Source organism: Janthinobacterium amylolyticum (assembly GCF_051380655.1).
Taxonomy (GTDB): domain Bacteria; phylum Pseudomonadota; class Gammaproteobacteria; order Burkholderiales; family Burkholderiaceae_D; genus Janthinobacterium.
Genome location: NZ_JBNYXL010000005.1, coordinates 391,121 through 412,480, shown reverse-complemented (window position 1 = coordinate 412,480; position 21,360 = coordinate 391,121). Strand labels below are relative to the sequence as shown.

The following is a 21,360-nucleotide window of genomic DNA, read 5'->3' as shown; positions in this document are numbered from 1 at the left end:
GGGGGAGAGCAACATGAGCGACCAGCAGAAACGTTTGCAGATGGCACTGGAAGCGGCCAACATGGCCATCTGGGATTCGCGCATCGTCGACGGCCAGGTGATCGACGGCACGGTGACCTGGTCGGCCAGGGGCGCCACCCTGCTGGGCCTGGAAGAGCGCCCGTTGACGCAGCCGTTCCGCGAATTTCTCGACTGCGTGCATGCCGGCGACCGCGACAAGGTGCTGGACGTGCTGCAGGACGGCGTGCGCCGGCGCGGCGGCTACGCTTTGCAGTACCGCGTCGTGTGGCCCGATGGCAGCGAGCACTGGCTGGCGGCCAAGGCGCACATCTTCACGGATGCAGACGGCCAGCCCGACCGCACCCTGGGCATCATCTGGGATATCACCGAGCACATGGCCCGCGAACTGATGATCGCCGAAAGCAAGGAACTGGCGGAAGTGACGCTCAGCTCCATCGGCGATGGCGTGATCACCACCGACCCGTTCGGCAAAACGCGCTACATGAACCGGGTGGCCGAGCAATTGACGGGCTGGAGCAACCAGCTGGCGCAGGGCCTGGACATCTGGGAAACCTTGCACCTGGTCGATGAGCACACGGGCCAGCCGCTCGACCACGTGGCCATCAAGTGTTTGCGCCAGCGCCAGGCCATCGGTATTTCCACGCATGCGCAGCTGGTCACGCGCGACGGCCGGCGCATCGCCGTCGAGGACTCGGCCGCGCCGATCTGGTCGCGCAACGGCGAGATCCTCGGCGCCGTCGTCGTGTTTCGCGACGTCAGCCACGAGCGCAAGCTGAGCCAGCAACTGTCATGGCACGCCACGCACGACACCTTGACGGGCCTGATCAACCGGCGCGAATTCGAGCACCTGGTGGCCGGCGCCCTGCACACGGCCAAGCAGGAGGGCCATGTGCATGCGCTGCTGTATCTGGACCTGGACCAGTTCAAGGTCATCAACGACACCTGCGGTCACAGCGCCGGCGACGTGCTGCTGCAGCTGCTGGCAAAAATGCTGCAACAGCAGATGCGCGACAGCGACATCCTGGCGCGCCTGGGCGGCGACGAGCTGGGCGTGCTGCTGCCGCACTGTCCGCTCGACCATGCGCGCGTGGTCGGCGAACAGCTGCGCCAGTCGATCCGCGATTTTCGTTTCGCCTGGGATAGCCGCAGCTTCGAGCTGGGCGTGAGCATCGGCATGGTGGAAATTTCGCAGGACAGCAAGTCCATGAGCGAGCTGCTGAGCGCGGCCGACCAGGCCTGCTACCTGGCCAAGGAACAGGGCCGCAACCGCCTGCACGTGTACCAGGAGTCCGACGTCATGCTGGCGCAGCGGCATGGCGAAATGCTGTGGATTTCGCGCCTGAACGAAGCGTTCGAGCATAATTATTTCCGCCTGTACGCCATGCCCATCGTGCACCTGCGCGACCGCCCGGAATTCCACGACGAAGTGCTGATCCGCATCCGCAACGGCAAGGGCGATTTGATCCTGCCCGGCGCCTTCATTCCCGCCGCCGAACGCTACGACATGATGCTGTCCATCGACCGCTGGGTGATCCGCGCCGTCTGCCAGCATATCCAGAGCGTGCGCGACAGCCTGGCGCCGCTCGAAGCCATGGCCGAAAGCCAGCGCCGCGCCCCGGCCCTGTATTCGATCAACCTGTCTGGCGCCTCGCTGGCCGACACGGAGCTGCAAGACTATATTACCGAGCAGTTCGTGTACTATGCGATCGCCCCCGAACAGATCTGCTTTGAAATCACGGAAACGGCCGTCATCGCCAACCTGCCCAAGGCGCAGGCGTTCATGCACCAGCTCAAGGCCATGGGCTGCCGCTTTTCACTGGACGACTTCGGTAGCGGCTTTTCCTCGTTCGGCTACCTGAAGGCCCTGCCCGTCGATTATTTGAAGATCGACGGCGTCTTCGTGCGTGACATCGCCAGCAACGCCATCAACCGCGCCATGGTCAAGGCCATCAATGAAGTGGGCCACGTGATGGGCCTGAAAACCGTGGCCGAATACGTGGAAGACGCAGAAACCCTGGCCGTCATCCGCGAGCTGGGCATCGACTACGCGCAAGGCTACGCCGTGGGCAGCCTGCGGCCGCTGACGGCGGGCAGCGACTAGCCGCCAGCGCTCAGATCTCGCAGGCTGGCACCGCCGCCAGGCTCTGCGGATCGGGAGACGCACGCACGCGGTAGCGCACCGGGTAGCAATCGATCTGCTCCATCAGGCCGCCGTCGATCGCTTGCGCATCGTCCCACGCCAGCATCTTGTTGCCGCTGCGCTCACCGTGCTCATCGTACAGCTCGATGGCCACCACATCGGTGCGCGGCAGCAAGGTATGCACGTCGCGGGCCCAGCTGCTCACGGAAACGACGCGCTCGCCCGACTGCCGCTCGATCAACAGGCAGGTGGCAACAAAAACATCCTCGCCCGTGCTCGCGTTGAGGCGTTCCCACTCCAGCTTCTGCTGATTGTAAAGATCCGCGCCGATGATCGTCCGGTGGCGCCGCAACGCCGCGGCAACGCCAGCATCGGCGGGCTGGCAAGCCACGACCTTGCCCTGCCGCACACCATACATGGCGCTCGAGACATGCCGCCCCTCGTCGCGCGCCAGCTGCTCGGCCAGCGCCAACATGCTCAATTGTGCCGCCGCATTGTTCGACGATGCCAGCAGCAGGCGGCCACGCGTGGGCACCATCACCAGCGGTTCGCCGCCCTGGCAGGCGCGGTACAGCAAATCGGGCAGCAGCAGGCGCGAGGAGTCATAGGCATCGTTCCAATCGCCCATCAGCAAGCCATTGCCCAGTGCCACAAAGCGCTGCGCAGTGCGGTCGCGCAGATTGTCCATCGCCGCCGCCAGCGCCTGCTCGAACGTCACGCCCCATTGCGTCAGACTGGCCTGGCCGATGGTGGCCATATTCGTCTGCGTATCGTAGGCCAGCATGATGACCATATCCTCGCTGAAGTCCTGCGAAGCGGTGACAAAGGCCGCGCGCTGCGGCTCGGCTTGCGCCAGCAGGCGCAGATGGTCGCCCTGCTGGCGGCTGCGCAGCACGGGCATCAGGCTGGCGCGCGCCTCGGCAAAGCTGGACGGCATGCCGGGAGACGAGTAGATGCTCAGGTATTGCTGCACGACGGCGGCCCGCTGCTGGCGCGGCGCGGCGCAATAGTCGCGGTAGGCATTGTCCAGGTTGAAAATGATGCCGTCCACGCCAGCGGCCACGATGCGGAACTGTTCGCTGTCATAGCGGCAATCGGGCGCCAGCTGGTGCTGGGCGATCTGCCGCAGGATGATCTGCGCAAACGCCGCGCGCGTGGGCGGCCGGCGGAAAAAGTCGAATAAACCCATGGGTCTCCTGGAAAGCCGTGCTGGAAAATAGTGCAGATTAGCAAAAGAAATAGCCAATTTGGCACTATAAACCAAAAGCCGCCGTGACGAAACCGCTGCTCGCTTGCGCGCCGCGGCAAATTAGCCGAGCCAATCTGGAGGATTTTGATCTACATCAATAAATTTGCGTAGTCGACTCCTTACACTGATCTCCGTTCTTGCAATCGTGCAAGTCTTACTCACCAATTGCTCATTTAACCGATCAGGAAGCCGCGACCATGCGCCAAAATTTGCCAGTGACTAACCGTGAAGTCCTCGTCTTGGACGATCAGGCCATCGTGTCGAAAACGGATATGAACGGCAATATCGTGTATGTGAATCCGTACTTCAGCCAGGTCAGCGGCTTCAGCGAGGCAGAGCTGCTCGGTTCGCCACAGAACATCGTGCGCCACCCGGACATGCCGGCCGAGGCCTTCGCCGACCTGTGGGCCTCGATCCAGGCGGGCACGCCGTGGACGGGCCTGGTCAAGAACCGCTGCAAGAACGGCGACTTTTACTGGGTGCGCGCCAACGTCACGCCCATCCGCGAAGCGGGCAAGACCATTGGCTACATGTCCGTGCGCGTGAAAGCCGACAAGGATCAGGTGAAAGCTACCGAGGAAGCGTACGCGGCCATCCGCAACAAGGAAGGCGGCAATATCGTCATCAAGAACGGCCAGATCGTGCGCCCGGGCCTGGCGCACCTGCTGCACAGTCTGACGCACATGTCGCTCAACCTGCGCATCTGGGCCGCGACCTCCATCGTCAACTGCCTGCAACTGCTGGTGTGCATCATCAGCCTGTTCGCCAGCGGCGGCGAAATCACCAACTACGCCATCTTCGGCGCCACCCTGTTCGGTTTCCTGATCAACGTCTTCCTCTGGTACACCTTGCGCATGTCCGTGCTGAAACCGCTGGGCAAGGCCCTGAACGGCGCGCGGGCGATTGCCGCCGGCGACCTGTCGGGCAGCTTTGAAACGGACAGCACCGATGAAATGGGCCAGCTGCTGCGCGCGCTGCAGCAGATGAACAGCAACCTGATCGCCACCATCCGCGACGTGCGCATCAATGTGGAAACCATGGCGGTCGCCACCAAGCAGATCGCCGTCGGCAATATGGATTTGTCGGGACGCACGGAATCGCAGGCCGCCAGCCTGGAAGAGACGGCGTCGAGCATCGAGGAATTCTCGTCCACCGTGAAGCAGAACGCGGACAATTCCGTGCAGGCGAATGAACTGGCCATGGCCGCCTCGAAAGTGGCGGTGCAGGGCGGCGAGATTGTCTCCGACGTCATCACCACCATGGACGAAATCAACACCTCGTCGAAGAAGATCGTCGACATCATCGGCCTGATCGAGGGCATCGCCTTCCAGACCAACATCCTGGCCCTGAACGCGGCCGTCGAAGCGGCGCGCGCCGGTGAACAAGGCAAGGGTTTTGCCGTGGTGGCGGGCGAGGTGCGCAACCTGGCGCAGCGCTCGTCGGTAGCGGCCAAGGATATCAAGCAGCTGATCGAGATTTCCGTCGGCAAGGTGGGCGCCGGCATGCAGCAGGTGAACCGCGCCGGCGCCACGATGGAGCAGGTGGTCAGCTCCGTCAAGCAGGTGACGGCCATCATGCAGGAAATCTCCATCGCCTCGCGCGAACAGAGCATCGGCGTCGACCAGGTCAACCAGGCCATCGCCCACATGGACCAGGTGACGCAGCAGAACGCGGCCCTCGTGGAAGAAGCGGCCGCGGCCGCCACGCGCCTGGCGGAAGAAGCCGCCAGCCTGTCGCAAGCCGTGAGCCTGTTCAATTTCGGCAAGATGCCGCCGCCGCGCCGCGTCGCCACGCCAGGCGGCAAATCGGGCGCCGCCGGTGCCGCGAATGCCGGCAAGCCCAGCGGCCTGAAACGCCTGGCCGCCTAAACCTTTCAAGACTGAACCCACATCATGCCTACACTACTCAGCAGTGCTTCCGCCGAACTGGACGCAGTCGTCGAATTCGACCCGGTCATCATCGGCAAGATGAGCCAGTCCGGCCCGCGCTACACGTCCTACCCGACCGCCGACCGTTTCAATGGCGACTTTGGCTATGGCAACTTCCTCGAAGCCCTGGCCGCCCTGCGCATGCGCGGCGGCCGCCGCCCCCTGTCGCTGTACGTGCATGTGCCGTTCTGCGACACCCTGTGCTACTACTGCGCCTGCAACAAGATCATCACGAAAGACCGCAGCAAGGCGGCCACCTACCTCAGCTACCTGAAGCAGGAAATCGCCATGCAGGGCAAGCTGTTCGCCGGCATGAACCAGATCGAGCAGCTGCACTTCGGCGGCGGCACGCCGACTTATCTGAGCGAAAAGCAGATGGACGAACTGATGGCGCATTTGCGCCAGCATTTCGAGTTCGCCGCCGATGAAGACGGCGAATATTCGATCGAGATCGACCCGCGCACGGTGTCGCGCGAACGCGTGTTTTCGCTGCGCGCGCAAGGCTTCAACCGCATCAGCCTGGGCGTGCAGGATTTCGACGCCGACGTGCAAAAAGCCGTCAACCGCATCCAGCCGGAAGCGGAAACCGTGGCCATCATGCAGGCCGCGCGCGACGCCGGTTTCCGCTCGATCAGCATCGACCTGATCTACGGCTTGCCGAAGCAGAACCTGGAAACGATGACGGAAACGCTGCGCAAGGTGATCAACGCCAGCCCCGACCGCATCGCCCTGTACCACTACGCGCACATGCCGCACCTGTTCAAGCCGCAGCGCCGCATCCTCGACGCCGACATGCCCGACAGCGCCACCAAGCTGGCCATGCTGGGCCTGTGCATCGCGCGCCTGACGGCCGCCGGCTATGTCTACATCGGCATGGACCATTTCGCCAAGCCGACGGACGATCTGGCCGTGGCGCAGCGCCAGGGCCGTTTGCACCGCAACTTCCAGGGCTATTCCACGCGCGCGGAAGCGGACCTGATCGCCTGCGGCGTGTCGGCCATCAGCTCCGTCGGCGCCGTCTACAGCCAGAATGAAAAGACGCTCGACGCGTACTATGAAAAACTCGATGAGGGCGTGCTGCCGATCGCGCGCGGCATCAAGCTCGATACGGACGATTTACTGCGCCGTATCATCATCCAGATGCTGATGTGCAATTTTGAATTGTCGATCGCCAGCATCGAGCAGGCGCACCCCGTGCAATTTCGCAGCTACTTCGCCAGCGAGCTGGAAAAGCTGCGCGAACTGGCGCGCGACGGCTTGCTGGTGATCGAGGAAGACTGGCTGACGGTGACGCCGAAAGGGCGTTTGCTGATCCGCAATATCTGCATGGTCTTCGACCGCTACCTGACCCTGGCGCGCGCCAGCGCCACGCCGGATGCGCCGCAGCCGCTGCGCTACTCGAAAACGGTGTAAGACCGCACCCGCGATGAATGCCCTGAGCTTTTTGCCGCTGTTCATGGTCGGCCTGGCCGGCAGCGTGCACTGCATCGGCATGTGCGGCGGCATCGTCGGCGCGCTGTCGCTGGGCGGTGGCGCTGGTGCGGCGGCGCCCGCGCGTGCCGTGATTGCCATCGCCGTGGCGCGCCCCGCACTCCAGGCAAACGTGCTGCGCGTGCTGGCTTACAACGGCGGGCGCATCGCCAGCTACATGCTGGCCGGCGGCGTGGCGGGCGGCATCGCCGGCGCCGGCATGCTGCACATCGCCACACTGCAAGTGGCCGGCTACTGGCTGGCCAACCTGATGCTCGTCGCCTTGGGCCTGTACCTGATGGATGCCTGGCGCGGCCTGGCCAGAGTGGAGGCGGCCGGCAACGTCATCTGGCGCCGCGTGCGCCCTTTATTGAAACCGCTGATGCCGATGGATACGCCCTTCAAGGCGCTGGCCGTGGGCGCGCTGTGGGGCTGGGTGCCGTGCGGCATGGTCTACAGCGCCCTGCTGACGGCCATGCTGCAAGGCTCGGCGCTGCAGGGCGCGGCCGCCATGGGCGCCTTTGGCCTCGGCACCTTGCCCATGCTGTTCGGCATGGGACTGCTGGGTACGCGCCTGCGCGCGCAGCTGCAGCGCCGTCCCGTGCGCATCGCCAGCGGCGTGCTGGTGCTGGGCTTTGGCTTGCTGGGCCTGCTGCGCGCCGCGAATGGCGTCTCGCTGGGCTGGCTCGACGCCCTGTGCGTCACGGGCCATCCATGAAAAGGCGCATGAAAACACACTTATGAATGCTGTCCTGAAACCCTCCGCCTGCTTCCATTGCGGCCTTCCCGTGCCCGCCGGGTCCGACTGGAACGTCACCATCGACGAGGTGCCGCGCGCCATGTGCTGCCCCGGCTGCGAAGCGGTGGCGCAAACCATCGTCGACATCGGCCAGAGCGCGTACTACCGCGAGCGCGACGAATATGCCGTCAACGCAGCTGATGCGACCATGGTGCCGCCCGAGCTGCGCCTGTACAGCAATGACGACGCGCAGTTCGCGCGCGACGCCAGCAGCTGCGAAGCGACCCTGTCCGTCGAAGGCATCCGCTGTGCCGCCTGCGTCTGGCTGATCGAGCGCCAGCTGACGCGCTTGCCGGGCGTGCAGGCAGCCAGCCTGAACGTCGCCACGGAGCGCCTGTACGTGCGCTGGAGCCGCGCCGAGTGCGAACCGGGCGACATCCTGCAAGCCGTGCGGCAAGTCGGCTACACGGCCTATCCGTATGACGCCGTGCGCCATGGCGAGCGCCTGCAAAAAGCCAGCAAAACGCTGGGCCGCCAGCTGTTCGTCGCCGGCCTGTCGATGATGCAGGTGATGATGTACGTGGCGCCGTCCTATCTGGCCGCCGAGGATGGCACCTTGGACAACAATATGGCCAGCCTGATGCGCTGGGCCAGTTTGCTGCTGACCTTGCCCGCCATCTGTTACTCCGCCATGCCGTTCTTCCAGGGCGCCTGGGCCAGCCTGCGCGCGCGCACCCTGGGCATGGACGTGCCCGTCGCGCTGGGCATCCTGGCGGCCTTCTTCGGCAGCGTGGTGGCGACCTTTACGGGGCGCGGCGAGGTGTATTACGACTCGGCCACGATGTTCATTTTCCTGCTGCTGTGCAGCCGCTATTTCGAGCTGCAGGCGCGCCGCAAGGCCGCCTCGGCGCTCGAGCGCTTGCAGCACGCCTTGCCCGCCTCCGCCTCGCTGATGGCGGGCTTTCCCGACAACCGCGCCACCACCCTGGTGCCGGCCGGCAGCCTGGCCGTGGGCGACGTCATCCTCGTCAAACCGGGCGAGGCGATCGCCGCCGACAGCGTCATCGTCGAAGGCACGAGCGCGCTCGATTTATCGCTGCTGACGGGCGAAAGCGCGGCGCAGCGCAGGAAGACGGGCGAGCGCGTGCCGGGCGGCGCCATCAACGCCAGCGCGGCGCTCATCCTGCGCGTGCTGAAACCGGCGCGCGAGAGCACGCTGTCCGATTTACTGAAACTGATCGAGCGGGCCGGCAGCGGCAAGCCGCAGATCGCGCAGTGGGCCGACAAGGTCGCCGCCTGGTTCGTGCTGGGCCTGCTGCTGTTCGCCATCGCCGTGTTCGCCTTCTGGAGCTGGCATGACCCGGCGCAGGCCTGGCCCGTGGCGATTGCCGTGCTGGTCGTGTCGTGTCCGTGCGCACTGTCGCTGGCCACGCCGACGGCGCTGGCGGCCGCCACCGACAGCCTGCTGCGGCGCGGCGTGCTGATCGTCCAGCCGCATGTGCTGGAAACCCTGCACCGCGCCACCCACATCGTCTTCGACAAGACGGGCACCCTGACCCTGGGCCGGCCCGTGCTGAAACAGATCGAGAGCCTCGGCAGCCTGAGCGACGACGCCTGCCTGCAAGTGGCCGCCGCGCTGGAAGCGGGCAGCGCCCATCCGCTGGCGCAGGCGATACTCGATGCGGCCAAGGAACAGCCGCGCGCGCATGCGCAGCAATTGCAGGAAGTGCAGGGGCAAGGCCTGGAAGGCAGCGTCGACGGCGTGCGCTACCGTCTGGGCAACGCGGCCTTTGTCGCCGCCATCGCCGGCCCGCCGCTGGGCGACACGGCCGTCGGCATGCAGGGCATGACGCCGCTGTACCTGGGCACGCAGGGGCGCTGGCTGACGCGCTTTTTACTCAGCGATGCGCTGCGCCCGGAAGCGCGCGACGTCGTCGCGTATTTTCACCGGCGCGGCAAGCAGGTCGTGCTGCTGAGCGGCGACCAGGAAGCGCTGACGCAAAGCGTGGCGGCCGAACTGGGCATCGCCACGGCCTGCGGCGAATGCCTGCCCGATGAAAAACTCGATTTCGTGCAGCAGCTGCAGGCCACGGGCGCCGTGGTGGCGATGGTCGGTGACGGCATCAACGACGCCGCCGTGCTGAGCGGCGCCGACGTGTCCTTTGCCATGGGTTCCGGCGCCGCCCTGGCACAGGCGCATGCGGACACGGTGCTGCTCTCAAACCAGCTGGTGTCCGTGCTGGATACGGCCAAGACGGCCGCGCGCAGCATGCGCATCATCCGCGAAAACCTGGGCTGGGCCACCCTGTACAATCTGACGGCCATCCCGGCCGCCGCGCTGGGCTTTTTGAACCCGTGGCTATCCGGCGTCGGCATGGCCGCCAGCTCGGCCGTCGTCATCGCCAACGCCCTGCGCCTGCGGAAAGTCTGATGGAAGCCCTCTACCTCCTCATCCCCCTCAGTGTCGTCGTCGTCTTCATCGCCCTGTGGGTGTATTTCACGGCCTCGGACAGCGGCCAGTTCGACGACCTCGTCGGACCAGGCCTGCGCGTCTTGCAGGACGACGATACGACCGCTGACACTCGTCCCGACGACGCACCGCACGTCTGATTTCACAGCCCGGCTGGCGCAAGGCGCGCCATGGCCGGCGCCGCTGCTTTCCCCCCGCATGTACCTGCCGTTGCAGGGATCTTGCATGGCTTTTTCCAGCTGAATCGCATTTTATTTTGATGTCAGTTAACTACGCTTATTTCATCCGGGGAATTTTGATCCACATCAAAGTTTTTTAGCGGTCAAACACTTACTCTCTGGCCACCATCATAAATAGTAATTCCAGGGAGAGTCTTTGTGGATCAATCGCTGAACTATAACTACAAGATCGTGAAGCAATTCGCGGTCGCTACTGTGGTATGGGGCATCATCGGCATGCTGGTTGGCGTTATCATCGCCGCGCAGCTGGCCTGGCCTGCCCTGAACCTCGACATACCATGGCTGACATACGGACGCCTGCGTCCGCTGCACACGAATGCGGTGATTTTCGCCTTCGGCATCTGCGGCCTGTTCGCCACCTCGTACTACGTTGTCCAGCGCACCTGCCAGGTGCGCCTGTTTTCCGACAAACTGGCTGCCTTCACCTTCTGGGGCTGGCAAGCCGTGATCCTGTGCGCCGTCGTCACCCTGCCCATGGGCATGACACGCGGCAAGGAATACGCGGAACTGGAATGGCCGATCGCCATTCTCATCGCCGTCGTCTGGATCGCCTACGCCATCGTTTTCTTCGGCACCCTGATCAAGCGCAAGGTAAAGCATATCTACGTGGCCAACTGGTTCTTCGGCGCCTACATCCTGGCCGTGACGATTTTGCACGTGGTCAATGGCGCCGTCATGCCAGCCTCGTTCACCAAGTCGTATTCCGCCTATGCGGGGGTGCAGGACGCCATGATCCAGTGGTGGTACGGCCATAACGCGGTGGGTTTCATCCTGACCGCCGGCTACCTGGGCATGGTCTACTACTTCATCCCGAAACAGGCCGAGCGCCCCGTGTACTCGTACCGTCTGTCGATCGTCCACTTCTGGGCGCTGATCTTCACCTACATGTGGGCCGGCCCGCATCACCTGCACTACACGGCATTGCCTGACTGGACGCAATCGATCGGCATGGTCTTCTCGCTGGTCCTGCTGGCACCAAGCTGGGGCGGCATGATCAACGGCATCATGACCCTGTCGGGCGCCTGGCACAAGCTGCGCACCGATCCGATCCTGAAGTTCATGATCGTCTCGCTGTCGTTCTACGGCATCGCCACCTTCGAAGGTCCGATGATGTCGATCAAGACCATCAACTCGCTGTCGCACTACACCGACTGGACCGTGGCCCACGTGCATGCGGGTGCCCTGGGCTGGGTCGGCTTCATCACCATGGGTTCGATCTACTACCTGCTGCCGCGCCTGGCGGGCCGCACGCAGATGCACAGCACGCGCCTGGTCGACGTGCACTTCTGGGTGGCCACCATCGGCATCGTGCTGTACATCGCGGCAATGTGGATCGCCGGCGTGATGCAGGGCCTGATGTGGCGCGCGGTCAACCCGGACGGCACCCTGACCTACACCTTTGTCGAAAGCGTGAAAGCAACGTATCCGTACTACGTGGTGCGCGTGGCCGGTGGCCTGCTGTACCTGTCGGGTATGTGCATCATGGGCTACAACACCTGGATGACCCTGCGCGGCAGCAAACTCCCCGTCGCCCGCATTCCGGAACTGAACGCGGCGCACGCCTGATAGGAGCATAAGCAAATGAAATTTTCACATGCATGGATTGAGAGAAACCCCTGGCTGCTGATCGCCCTGGTCACGGTGGTGATCAGCATCGGCGGCGCCGTCGAGATCGTCCCCCTGTTCTTCCAGAAGAGCACGACGGAGCCGGTCGCCGGCCTGAAGCCGTATTCGCCGCTGCGCCTGGCGGGCCGCGACATTTACGTGCGCGAAGGCTGCTACAACTGCCACTCGCAGATGGTGCGTCCGCTGCGCGCGGAAACGGAACGCTATGGCCACTATTCGGTCGCCGGCGAGTTCGTCTATGACCGTCCGTTCCAGTGGGGTTCCAAGCGCACGGGGCCGGACCTGGCCCGCGTGGGCGCGCGCTACAGCGACGAATGGCACCGCACGCACTTGAACAACCCGCGCGACGTGGTGCCCGAGTCGAACATGCCGTCCTACCCCTGGCTGGCGAAGACCAAGCTGGTGCCTGACGAGATCATGCCGAAGATGCGCGCCCTGCAACGCCTGGGCCAGCCGTACAGCGATGAAGAGATCGCCGCCGGCCCCGCGCAGCTGCAGGACAAGACGGAAGAAGACGCCCTGGTCGCCTATCTGCAAGGCCTCGGTACATTAATCAAAACAAGGAATTAGCATGGCAATCGAAAACCTGTTTGACAGCGCCAGCAGCGTCATGACGGTGGTTTCCTTTACGACGTTCGTGGGTATCCTGTGGTGGACGTTCAGTCGCAGCAACAGCGACTTCGACGCGGCGGCACGCCTGCCGTTCGCCGACGACGCGCTCGACTATCCGGCCGAGGCCGAGATGAACCTGGCGAAGGAGCATCACCATGGCTGACTTTACCAATGGCTTCTGGAATATCTACATCGTCGTGCTGTCCCTGCTGGGCATCATCGGCTGCGGCGTGCTGCTGTACTCGCAGTCGAAAATCAAAGTGGTCGAGGGCGCCCCTGCCGACGGCACCACGGGCCACGTCTGGGACGAGGACTTGAAGGAACTCAATACGCCGATGCCGCGCTGGTGGATGTGGCTGTTCTACATCACCATCGTCTTCGCGCTGGCCTACCTGTTCCTGTATCCGGGCCTGGGCAATTATGCGGGCAGCCTGGGCTGGAAATCGACGGGCCAGTACGAGGAAGAGCTGAAGAAGGCGGAAGCCGACTACGGTCCCCTGTTCAACAAGTACCTGAGCCAGGACTTGAAGACGGTGGCCGCCGATCCGCAGGCGCAAGCCATCGGCCAGCGTTTGTTCCTGACCTACTGCGCGCAATGCCACGGCTCGGATGCGCGCGGCAACAAGGGCTTCCCCAACCTGACGGACAAGGACTGGCTGTATGGCGGCGAACCTGACGTCATCAAGACCACCATCCTGCACGGCCGCAATGGCCAGATGCCGCCGATGGGCGCCGCGCTGGGCTCCGAAAAGGATGTCGAGAACGTGGCCCATTACGTGCTGAGCCTGTCCGGCTCCACCGCGGATCCCGTCAAGTCGGTGCTGGGCAAGGCCAAGTTTGGCGCCTGCATGGTCTGTCACGGTGCCGATGGCAAGGGTAACCCGCTGCTGGGTGCGCCGAACCTGACGGACAAGACCTGGCTGTACGGCGGCAGCGCCGATACCATCATGGAAACCATCCGCAAGGGACGCAGCAACACCATGCCGGCCTTCAGCGATTTCCTCGGTGAATCGAAGGTCCACGTGCTGTCGGCGTATGTCTGGAGCCTGTCGAATCCGCAGGCGCCCGCCAAGTAAAAATGGAACCTCAAGTCATCAAGATGTATGCGGCCCGCGAGCAAATCTACCCTCGCGAGGCCAAAGGACGCTACGCTACCTGGCGATGGGTATGCGTCTGGCTTACCCAGCTGGCGTTCTACGGCTTGCCGTGGCTGACCTGGAATGGCAGGCAAGCCCTGCTGTTCGATCTGACCACGCGCAAGTTCTACATTTTCGGCGTCGTGCTGTGGCCCCAGGATTTTATTTACCTGGCGGCCCTGCTGATCATCTGTGCCTATCTGCTGTTCCTCGTCACGGCCATTGCCGGGCGGGTATGGTGCGGGTTCTCCTGCCCGCAAACGGTGTACACGGAAATCTTCCTGTGGGTCGAACGCAAGATCGAAGGCACGCGCAGCGCGCGCATGGCCCTCGACAAGCAGGGCCCGTCCCTGCGCAAGGCCTTCAAGAAGACGGCCAAGCACGTGGTGTGGGGCGCCATCGCCCTGTGGACGGGCTTTACCTTTGTCGGCTACTTCACGCCGATCAAGGAACTGGCGCAATCGGTGGTCACCTTGAACTTCGGTCCCTGGGAATGGTTCTGGGTCCTGTTCTACAGCCTGGCAACCTACGGCAACGCTGGCTGGCTGCGCGAGCAGGTGTGCAAATACATGTGCCCGTATGCGCGCTTCCAGAGCGCCATGTTCGACCAGGACACCCTGATCATCACCTACGACGCCAAGCGCGGCGAACCACGCGGCGCCATGAGCAAGAAGGCCGGCAACAACGCCAAGCTGGGCGACTGCATCGACTGTACCTTGTGCGTGCAGGTGTGTCCGACCGGCATCGATATCCGCAATGGCCTGCAGTATGAATGCATCGGCTGCGCCGCCTGCGTCGATGCCTGCAACAGCGTGATGGACAAGGTCGAGCGGCCGCGTGGCCTGATACGCTACAGCACCGACCATGCGATGGAAAACAACTTCAATTCGCAGCAGATCCGCCAGCGCGCCATGCGCCCGCGCGTGCTGATCTACACGTCCATCCTGGCGCTGATCATCATCGCCGTGTGTACCTCGCTGGCCCTGCGCACGCCATTGAAGATGGATGTCATCCGCGACCGCGGTTCCATGGGACGCGAAGTGGAAGACGGCATGATCGAAAACGTCTACCGCCTGCAGATCATGAACACCTCCGAGCAAAGCCAGCATTTCAAGATCAGCGTGGCCGGCTTGCCGGGCCTGACCTTGCTGACGCGCGAAGAAGTGACCTTGCAGCCGACGGAAACGCTGGGCTGGCCGATCCGCCTGCGCATGCCGCACGGCGTGGGCGAGAAGGGCTCGAACAAGATCACCATCGAGCTGCAATCGCTGGACGACCCGTCGCTGCATGTGCGTGAAAGCGCCGTGTTCATCGTGCCGCGGTGATGTTGATCCGGGGTCGGATCCCCTGGGTCCGACCCCGGTATTTCGCCGTAGGGGCAGCATCAAACCTGCGGCAGGTTTACTGTATTTTCAACCCAGAAGCAAAAGCTGGGGTCAAAGCCAAAGGGTCTGGCCCCAAGGAGAACAACATGTCCGACAGTCTGAAACTGCAAGCCCCCGTTGCACCGTGGTACAAGCACCGCTGGCCATGGCTGCTGATGATCGGCCCCGGCCTGTCCGTCGTCGTCGGCAGCTTCATGGGCTACATCGCATTTACGCAGCCCGACGCGCTGGTGGTGGGCGACTACTACAAGCAGGGCAAGGCCATCAACCAGGACTTGCGGCGCGATACGGCCGCCAGCAACCTGGCCATGGATACCAGCCTCGCGTATGACGTGGCGCAGGCGCGCCTGACGGGTTCCGTGCACAGCTTCGGCAAGGCCTACCAGGCACCGTTGCAGCTGCACCTGGCGCATGCGACCCTGCCGGAAAAAGACATCAAGCTGCTGGTGCAGCCCGATGCGGCCGGCAATTTTTCCGTGGCGCTGCCGATGCTCGAGCGCAGCCGCTGGCAGGTGCTGGTGGAAAACACGACGCGCGAGTGGCGCCTGTCCGGTATCTGGACCTGGCCAGCGCAACGCAGCATCGCGCTGCATGCGGATGAAGAGTTATAAGCCTTATTTGCAGACGTCCGTACCGGCCGTGATGGCCTTCAGTTTGGCCGGCTGCAAGATCTCGATCTCGCGGTTCGACACGCGCAGCCAGCCTTCCTTCTTGAACTTCGACAATAAACGGCTGACGCTCTCGATGGTCAGGCCCAGGTAGTTGCCGATTTCCTCGCGCGACATGCGCAGCTGGAAATTGCTGCCCGAATAGCCACGCGCCTCGTAGCGCGACGCCAGGTTGACGATGAAGGCGGCAAAACGCTGCGTCGCCTGCATATTGCCCAGCAACAGCATCACGCTTTGCTCGCGCGTGATTTCCTGGCTCATCATGCGGTGGAAATGGCGCAGCAGGGTAGGCATATTGCCCAGCAATTGTTCCAGGCTGGAAAACGGAATTTCACATACTTCGCTGTCTTCCAGCGCCACGGCATTGCAGTGGTGGCGGTCGGCGCTGATGGCGTCCATGCCCAGCAGTTCGCCCGCCATCTGGAAACCCGTCACCTGCTCTTCGCCGCCAGGATTGATCTGGTACGTCTTGAAGTGGCCCAGGCGGATCGCGTACAGGTTCTGGAACGAGTCGCCGATGCGGAACAGCGAGGCGCCGCGCACGACCTTGCGGCGGCGGCCGATAATCTGGTCCAGCCTGTCCATGTCACCCACATCGAGGCCCATCGGCAGGCACAATTGATGCATGCTGCACGTCGAGCAGCGCGCACGCAACGCTTCCACGTTCACGGTGGGCAAGGCTGGAGAGAGTAGCGCTTCTGTCATGTCAGACCCTTTTAGAAAAATGCAACAACAAGTTTACTGCATAGTGCGTTGCCATGTGCCAATTTCACGCCAATTTCACCCTAATTCCCCGTAATTTCACTGAATAAACGACGTTCGGCATTTAATTTTATGGCAACATCCACAAAAGCCTGCGCCGGGGCGTGGAATTCGACGAGCCGTGCTTGCCAAGTTAACGTATTGATAGGAAAATTCCTGACAGCATTATCTGCCGCCTGTCCTCTGGGACTGAAAAGGAAATCATGAAGCCTCTCGGCATTAAAGCAAAAGTCGCGCTGGCCACCAGTTTGACGTCGATCGCCATGATCGCCGTAGTTACCATGGTGCAGGTGAAACACATGCGCGACGATTTCACGCAAGTCCTGCTGAGCCAGCAAACGGCCCTGATCGAGCGCACCGCAGACGAGCTCGACGACAAGCTGGCCATGCTGCTCGACATCATCACCCAGACCGCGCGCCACCAGCCTGCGTCCCTGATGGCCGACACCGCCCAGTTGCGCGAGTACTACAAGCAGCGCGCCATGCTGGCCCTGTTCGACGATGTACTGGTGCTCGACACGCAGGGCAAGGTGGTGGCCAACGTGCCCGAAGTGCCAGGGCGTAACGGTGTCGACGTGGCCGACCGCGCCTACTTCCAGACGGTGATGCGCACGAAACAGGCGATGATCACGGAACCGATGCTGGGCAAGACCAGCCATCTGCCCATCGTGCAGATGGTGGCGCCCGTGCTGGACAGCAACGGCGAGGTGGCCGGCATCGTCATCGGCGTGCTGCGCCTGTACAAGGACAATATGCTGGGCCATTTGCGCACGGCCAAGGTGGGCAAGAGCGGCTATTACTTCATCCTCACGCGCGAAGCCGTGCCGCGCTATGTGCTGTACCCCGATGCCAGCCGGCTGCTGCAGCCGCGCGCGCCCAACGCCAACCCCGTCACGACGCAGCTGCTGAAGGAAGATGGCGAGGGCAGCATGGTCAGCACCAACAGCCGCGGCGTGACGGCCGTCAACAGCTTCAAGCGATTGAAGTCCGTCAACTGGCTGCTGGCCGCCTCGCTGCCCGTGGCCGATGCGTTCGAGCCCTTCAATGGCGTGCTGTACCGGCTGGTGCTGTGGAGTATCGGCGCCTCGCTGCTGGCCGCCGCCGTGCTGGCCTGGGTCACGGTGCGCCTGCTGTCGCCGCTGGTGCGCCTGCGCGACACCCTGCTGTCGCTGCGCCGCTCCGGCAGCCGCTTTACGCCCGTGCCGGTACAGCAGCGCGATGAAATCGGCGAGCTGACGGAAGCGTTCAACGGCCTGATGAGCGAACGCGACCGGCTGCAGCAGGAGATCGAGGCGCGCGCCAGCGAACTGGAGCGGGAGCGCGACCGCGCCGAGGCGGCCAACCGCGCGAAAAGCGATTTTGTCGCCAACATGAGCCATGAAATCCGCACGCCCTTGAATGCCGTGCTGGGCATGGTGTATTTGCTGGGCAATACCAAGCTCGACACCGAGCAGCGCAAGTACCTGACCATGGTGCGCGTGGCGGGCCAGTCGCTGCTGGGCATCCTCAACGACGTGCTGGATTTTTCCAAGATCGAAGCGCGCCGCATGGACTTGTCGCCCGTCGAGTTCGACCTCGATGAAGTCATGAACACCCTGGCCACGACGATGACCATGAATGCGGGCGAAAAGGAACTGGAACTGGCCATCGCGGTCGAACCGGAGGTGCCGCGCCGCCTCGTCGGCGACGCCCAGCGCCTGCAGCAAATCCTCGTCAACCTGGCCGGCAACGCCATCAAATTTACGGAAAGCGGCGAAGTGGTGGTGGCCGTCAGCGTGGCGGAAAGCAAGAACGAGCGGGCCTGGCTGCGCTTCGAGGTGCGCGACACGGGCATCGGCATGACGGAACAGCAGCAGGCCCAGCTGTTCACGGCCTTTTCCCAGGGCGACCAGAGCATCACGCGGCGCTTCGGCGGCACGGGCCTGGGCCTGGCCATCAGCAAGCATCTGATCCACATGATGGGCGGCGAGATCGCCGTCGCCAGCAGCGAAGGCAAGGGCAGCCGCTTCTGGTTCAGCGTGCCCTTCGAGGTCCTGGCGCAGCCGGCCGAGACGCGCCGCACCCCCACCCTGGGGCCGCTGCGCCTGCTGGTGGCCGACGACAACCGCACCACGCGCGAACTGATCGTCAAGCTGATCCACGCCTGGGGCTGGAACGCGGACGAGGTGGACTCGGGCTTCGCCGCCATCGAGCTGTACCGCGAACGCCTGGCGCAGCAGCAACCGTACGACGTGGTGCTGGCCGACTGGCACATGCCGGTGATGGACGGCCTGGCCACAGCCAAGGCCATCCGGCAAGCGGCATCCGGCCAGCGCCAGCCCATCGTGGTGATGGTCAACGCCTTCGCGCGCAATCACCTGGAGGAAATTTCCAGTGCCGCCGAGGCCGATGTCGTACTGATGAAGCCGATCACCGGTTCAAGCCTGTTCGACGCCCTGCACCAGGCGCTGATCGCCAAGGAAGACGGCGGCGAGCCGCGCATGCTGCACCAGCCGCTGGGCACGGAGCTGGCCGGCGTGCATTTCCTGCTGGTGGAAGACAACCATTTGAACCAGGCCGTGGCGCGCGGCATCCTCGAACACATGGGCGCCACCCTGGACGTGGTGGGCGACGGCTTGCAGGCCGTGGAGCGGCTGCGCACGGAAGCGCTGCGCTACGACATCGTGCTGATGGATATGCAGATGCCCGTCATGGACGGCTTCAGCGCCACCCAGCTGATCCGCACGGAACTGCGGCTGAACCTGCCCGTGATCGCCATGACGGCCGGCGTGCTGGCCTCCGAGCGCGAACGCTGCATGACGGCCGGCATCACCGATTTCATCGCCAAGCCCGTGGTGGTGGAAGAAATGATGGAAGTCATCAACCGCCACTTGCCGAAACGCCCGCCCGTGCAGGCGCCTGGCGCGGCGGCGCCCGACGATGACGAGGTGTTTTCCATGGCCCCGCTGATGCGCGTGATGGGCCGCGATGCGAAGGGACGCGGCGTGCTGCGGCGCATGGTGGAAGACGCGCTGAACAAGGGAATGACGCCCGTGCGCGACGCCGAAGCGGCATTGCAGGCAGGCCGCCACAGCGACGTGGCGCGCATCCTGCACGGCTTGCGCGGCTCCGTCGGCACCCTGGGCACGAAACGCCTGATCCGCGCCGCCTTCGCCACCGAGGAAGCCATCGATACTGGCCGCTACGACGCCGTGCCGGCGCTGCTGGCGGTGGTGGGGGAAGAACTGGAACGGGCGCTGGCGGCGGCGACGCAGTGGTTGTCGCGGCTGGAGGATTAAAACAGCAGGTCGGATTGGCGCTTGCGCGTAATCCGACTTGATGCGCCAACCATCTTGTCGGATGACGCGGCGTGCCGCCGCGAATCCGACCTGCGCAATTTATGCGGGCACACCCAGAATCACGCTCGACGCCTTGAACATCGCCGTCACGCTGCTGCCGATGACAATCCCCATCTCGCTGCAGCTTTGATTGGTGATGATGGCGGCGATGGTGCCGCCACGCGGCAGGTCGAGCACCACTTCCGTGTTGACGGCGCCCGTCTGCACCCGCGTGACGGTACCGGCCAGCTGGTTACGGGCGGAAAAGCGCGCGCCTTCGCTGTCTTGTACGAGGATGATGGACGAGGCCTTGATCAGCGCGAACGCTTCCGCGCCCGGCACCAGGCCCAGGCTGGTCGTGCTGCCCTGCGTGACGACGGCCACGATGTGCTGGCCGCCCGGCAATTCCAGGATCACTTCATCATTGACGGCGCCCGTCTTGAGTTCGGCCACCTTGCCGAGAAATTGATTGCGTGCCGTGGTTTTCATGGCCATCCTGCGTATGAGTAAAAGATCGTCGGCGATGCCTTCGGCCTGGCTGCCCAGCTGGCGCAAATAGCGTGCATGCTCGCGCTCGATGATGCGGAAATTGTCGACCAGCTGGCGTCCGCGTGGCGTCAGCCGCGTGCCGCCGCCGCCCTTGCCGCCCGTCAGGCGTTCCACCAGCGGTTCGCCGGCCAGGTTGTTCATGGCGTCGATGGCGTCCCAGGCGCCTTTGTAGCTCATCTTGACGAGCTTGGCCGCCTGCGTGATGGAGCCGCACTCGCCGATGGCGCCCAGCAATTCCACCCGGCCGGCACCGCCCAGGTTCTCGCCCCCCACCGTCATCCATACGGAGCCTTGCAGGCCGATTTCCGCTGCCGCTGATTTATCCGATTCGCTCATCCAATGCCTTGTTGTCCAATTCCCTGTTGTCGTCCATGCGGTCGATCTGTCCGTCGCGCAAGTAGAGCACATGTTCGCCCAGGATGCGCGCATCTTCCGGATCATGCGTGATCAGGATCATGGGCACTTCCAGGCGCTGCTGCCACTGGCTCAATTCCAGGCGCATTTTGACACGCAAGGCCGGATCGAGGGCGGCAAACGGTTCATCGAGCAGCAAGGCCGCCGGCTCGGCCACCAACGCCCTCGCCAGCGCCACGCGTTGGCGCTGGCCTCCGGACAACTCGTCGGGGAACTGGTGCGCCAGTTCCTGCAAGTGAAACGCGTCGAGCCAATGCTCGACCTTGGCCAATTTTTCGCGCGCGCGCGGATTGAACCAGCCCCTTGCCAGGCCAAAACCCACGTTCTGGCGCACGGTCAGGTGCGGGAACAGCGCGTAGTCCTGGAACAGATACGCCACGTTGCGCTGCTGCGGCGGCAGGTTGATGCCGGCGGCCGAATCGAACAGGGTGCGTCCGTTCAGGCGGATATGGCCCGCGTCCGGCGTGAAGAGGCCGGCAATGGCTTTCAAGGTCATGCTCTTGCCGGCGCCGGACGGGCCATACATGGCGATGCGCTGGCTGGTGGAGTTGCATTGCACCTGCAAGTCAAAGCGGCGCTTGCCGGAGCGCAAGGTGGCGCGGAGGTCGAGGTCGAGTTGCATGGGCGTCATCCTG

17 protein-coding genes are annotated in these 21,360 nt (G+C 63.8%); 13 read left to right on the top strand and 4 right to left on the bottom strand.

Annotated elements, in window-relative coordinates:
• The first annotated feature begins 13 nt into the window (after positions 1-13).
• Positions 14-2,122 (top strand): EAL domain-containing protein, encoded by a 2,109-nt coding sequence (locus tag ACQ4WR_RS13345; protein WP_436487770.1) that lies wholly within the window; start codon positions 14-16, stop codon positions 2,120-2,122.
• A 10-nt stretch (positions 2,123-2,132) separates the two neighbouring features.
• Here the strand turns inward: ACQ4WR_RS13345 and ACQ4WR_RS13340 are convergent, their stop codons facing one another.
• Positions 2,133-3,350 carry a DUF1444 domain-containing protein gene (locus ACQ4WR_RS13340; RefSeq protein ID WP_436487768.1) on the bottom strand — a complete coding sequence of 406 codons (1,218 nt, stop codon included), beginning with the start codon at positions 3,348-3,350 and terminating at the stop codon, positions 2,133-2,135.
• A 257-nt stretch (positions 3,351-3,607) separates the two neighbouring features.
• On the opposite strand from ACQ4WR_RS13340, the gene ACQ4WR_RS13335 reads away from it, so the two are divergent.
• The 11 genes from ACQ4WR_RS13335 (at position 3,608) to ACQ4WR_RS13285 (ending at position 15,626) form a co-directional block, all read left to right on the top strand.
• The gene (locus tag ACQ4WR_RS13335) at positions 3,608-5,278 is read left to right on the top strand and encodes a methyl-accepting chemotaxis protein (RefSeq protein ID WP_102297375.1); all 1,671 of its coding nucleotides are present in this window, start codon (positions 3,608-3,610) and stop codon (positions 5,276-5,278) included.
• Positions 5,279-5,302: 24 nt separating this feature from the next.
• Entirely contained in the window at positions 5,303-6,751 is a 1,449-nt protein-coding gene (gene hemN / locus ACQ4WR_RS13330; RefSeq protein ID WP_102297378.1) for an oxygen-independent coproporphyrinogen III oxidase, read from the top strand.
• 13 nt (positions 6,752-6,764) lie between these two features.
• Positions 6,765-7,526: a sulfite exporter TauE/SafE family protein gene (locus ACQ4WR_RS13325; protein WP_436487765.1), complete on the top strand. Its 762-nt coding sequence runs from the start codon at positions 6,765-6,767 to the stop codon at positions 7,524-7,526.
• A gap of 22 nt (positions 7,527-7,548) precedes the next feature.
• Positions 7,549-9,978, top strand: coding sequence for a heavy metal translocating P-type ATPase (locus tag ACQ4WR_RS13320; RefSeq protein WP_436487763.1), 2,430 nt, complete (start codon positions 7,549-7,551; stop codon positions 9,976-9,978).
• On the top strand, positions 9,978-10,157 hold the full coding sequence (gene ccoS, locus ACQ4WR_RS13315) for a cbb3-type cytochrome oxidase assembly protein CcoS (protein ID WP_102293088.1): 180 nt from the start codon (positions 9,978-9,980) through the stop codon (positions 10,155-10,157). Before ACQ4WR_RS13320 ends, ccoS begins: the two co-directional genes overlap by 1 nt.
• A 237-nt stretch (positions 10,158-10,394) precedes the next feature.
• The gene (ccoN, locus tag ACQ4WR_RS13310) at positions 10,395-11,822 is read left to right on the top strand and encodes a cytochrome-c oxidase, cbb3-type subunit I (protein ID WP_034752511.1); all 1,428 of its coding nucleotides are present in this window, start codon (positions 10,395-10,397) and stop codon (positions 11,820-11,822) included.
• 15 nt (positions 11,823-11,837) lie between these two features.
• Positions 11,838-12,452, top strand: coding sequence for a cytochrome-c oxidase, cbb3-type subunit II (gene ccoO, locus ACQ4WR_RS13305; protein WP_102293087.1), 615 nt, complete (start codon positions 11,838-11,840; stop codon positions 12,450-12,452).
• A gap of 1 nt (position 12,453) precedes the next feature.
• Complete coding sequence (locus tag ACQ4WR_RS13300; protein ID WP_035823305.1) at positions 12,454-12,657, top strand: cbb3-type cytochrome oxidase subunit 3; 204 nt, start codon at positions 12,454-12,456, stop codon at positions 12,655-12,657.
• Complete coding sequence (ccoP, locus tag ACQ4WR_RS13295; RefSeq protein ID WP_436487760.1) at positions 12,650-13,570, top strand: cytochrome-c oxidase, cbb3-type subunit III; 921 nt, start codon at positions 12,650-12,652, stop codon at positions 13,568-13,570. Before ACQ4WR_RS13300 ends, ccoP begins: the two co-directional genes overlap by 8 nt.
• 2 nt (positions 13,571-13,572) lie before the next feature.
• A complete protein-coding gene (gene ccoG, locus ACQ4WR_RS13290; RefSeq protein ID WP_436487758.1) occupies positions 13,573-14,955 on the top strand; it encodes a cytochrome c oxidase accessory protein CcoG in 1,383 nt (460 codons plus the stop codon).
• A gap of 146 nt (positions 14,956-15,101) precedes the next feature.
• The gene (locus tag ACQ4WR_RS13285) at positions 15,102-15,626 is read left to right on the top strand and encodes a FixH family protein (protein ID WP_102293084.1); all 525 of its coding nucleotides are present in this window, start codon (positions 15,102-15,104) and stop codon (positions 15,624-15,626) included.
• A gap of 3 nt (positions 15,627-15,629) precedes the next feature.
• Here ACQ4WR_RS13285 and fnr read toward each other — a convergent pair whose 3' ends face one another.
• On the bottom strand, positions 15,630-16,388 hold the full coding sequence (fnr, locus tag ACQ4WR_RS13280) for a fumarate/nitrate reduction transcriptional regulator Fnr (protein ID WP_102293083.1): 759 nt from the start codon (positions 16,386-16,388) through the stop codon (positions 15,630-15,632).
• Positions 16,389-16,648: 260 nt separating this feature from the next.
• Here fnr and ACQ4WR_RS13275 point away from each other — a divergent pair, with 260 nt between their 5' ends.
• On the top strand, positions 16,649-19,723 hold the full coding sequence (locus ACQ4WR_RS13275) for a HAMP domain-containing sensor histidine kinase (protein WP_436487755.1): 3,075 nt from the start codon (positions 16,649-16,651) through the stop codon (positions 19,721-19,723).
• Positions 19,724-19,822: 99 nt separating this feature from the next.
• Here the strand turns inward: ACQ4WR_RS13275 and ACQ4WR_RS13270 are convergent, their stop codons facing one another.
• Both ACQ4WR_RS13270 and ACQ4WR_RS13265 read right to left on the bottom strand, forming a co-directional pair.
• Positions 19,823-20,647 carry a TOBE domain-containing protein gene (locus ACQ4WR_RS13270; RefSeq protein WP_436487753.1) on the bottom strand — a complete coding sequence of 275 codons (825 nt, stop codon included), beginning with the start codon at positions 20,645-20,647 and terminating at the stop codon, positions 19,823-19,825.
• Positions 20,631-21,347 carry a sulfate/molybdate ABC transporter ATP-binding protein gene (locus ACQ4WR_RS13265; RefSeq protein WP_436487751.1) on the bottom strand — a complete coding sequence of 239 codons (717 nt, stop codon included), beginning with the start codon at positions 21,345-21,347 and terminating at the stop codon, positions 20,631-20,633. Before ACQ4WR_RS13265 ends, ACQ4WR_RS13270 begins: the two co-directional genes overlap by 17 nt.
• Positions 21,348-21,360: the final 13 nt, after the last annotated feature.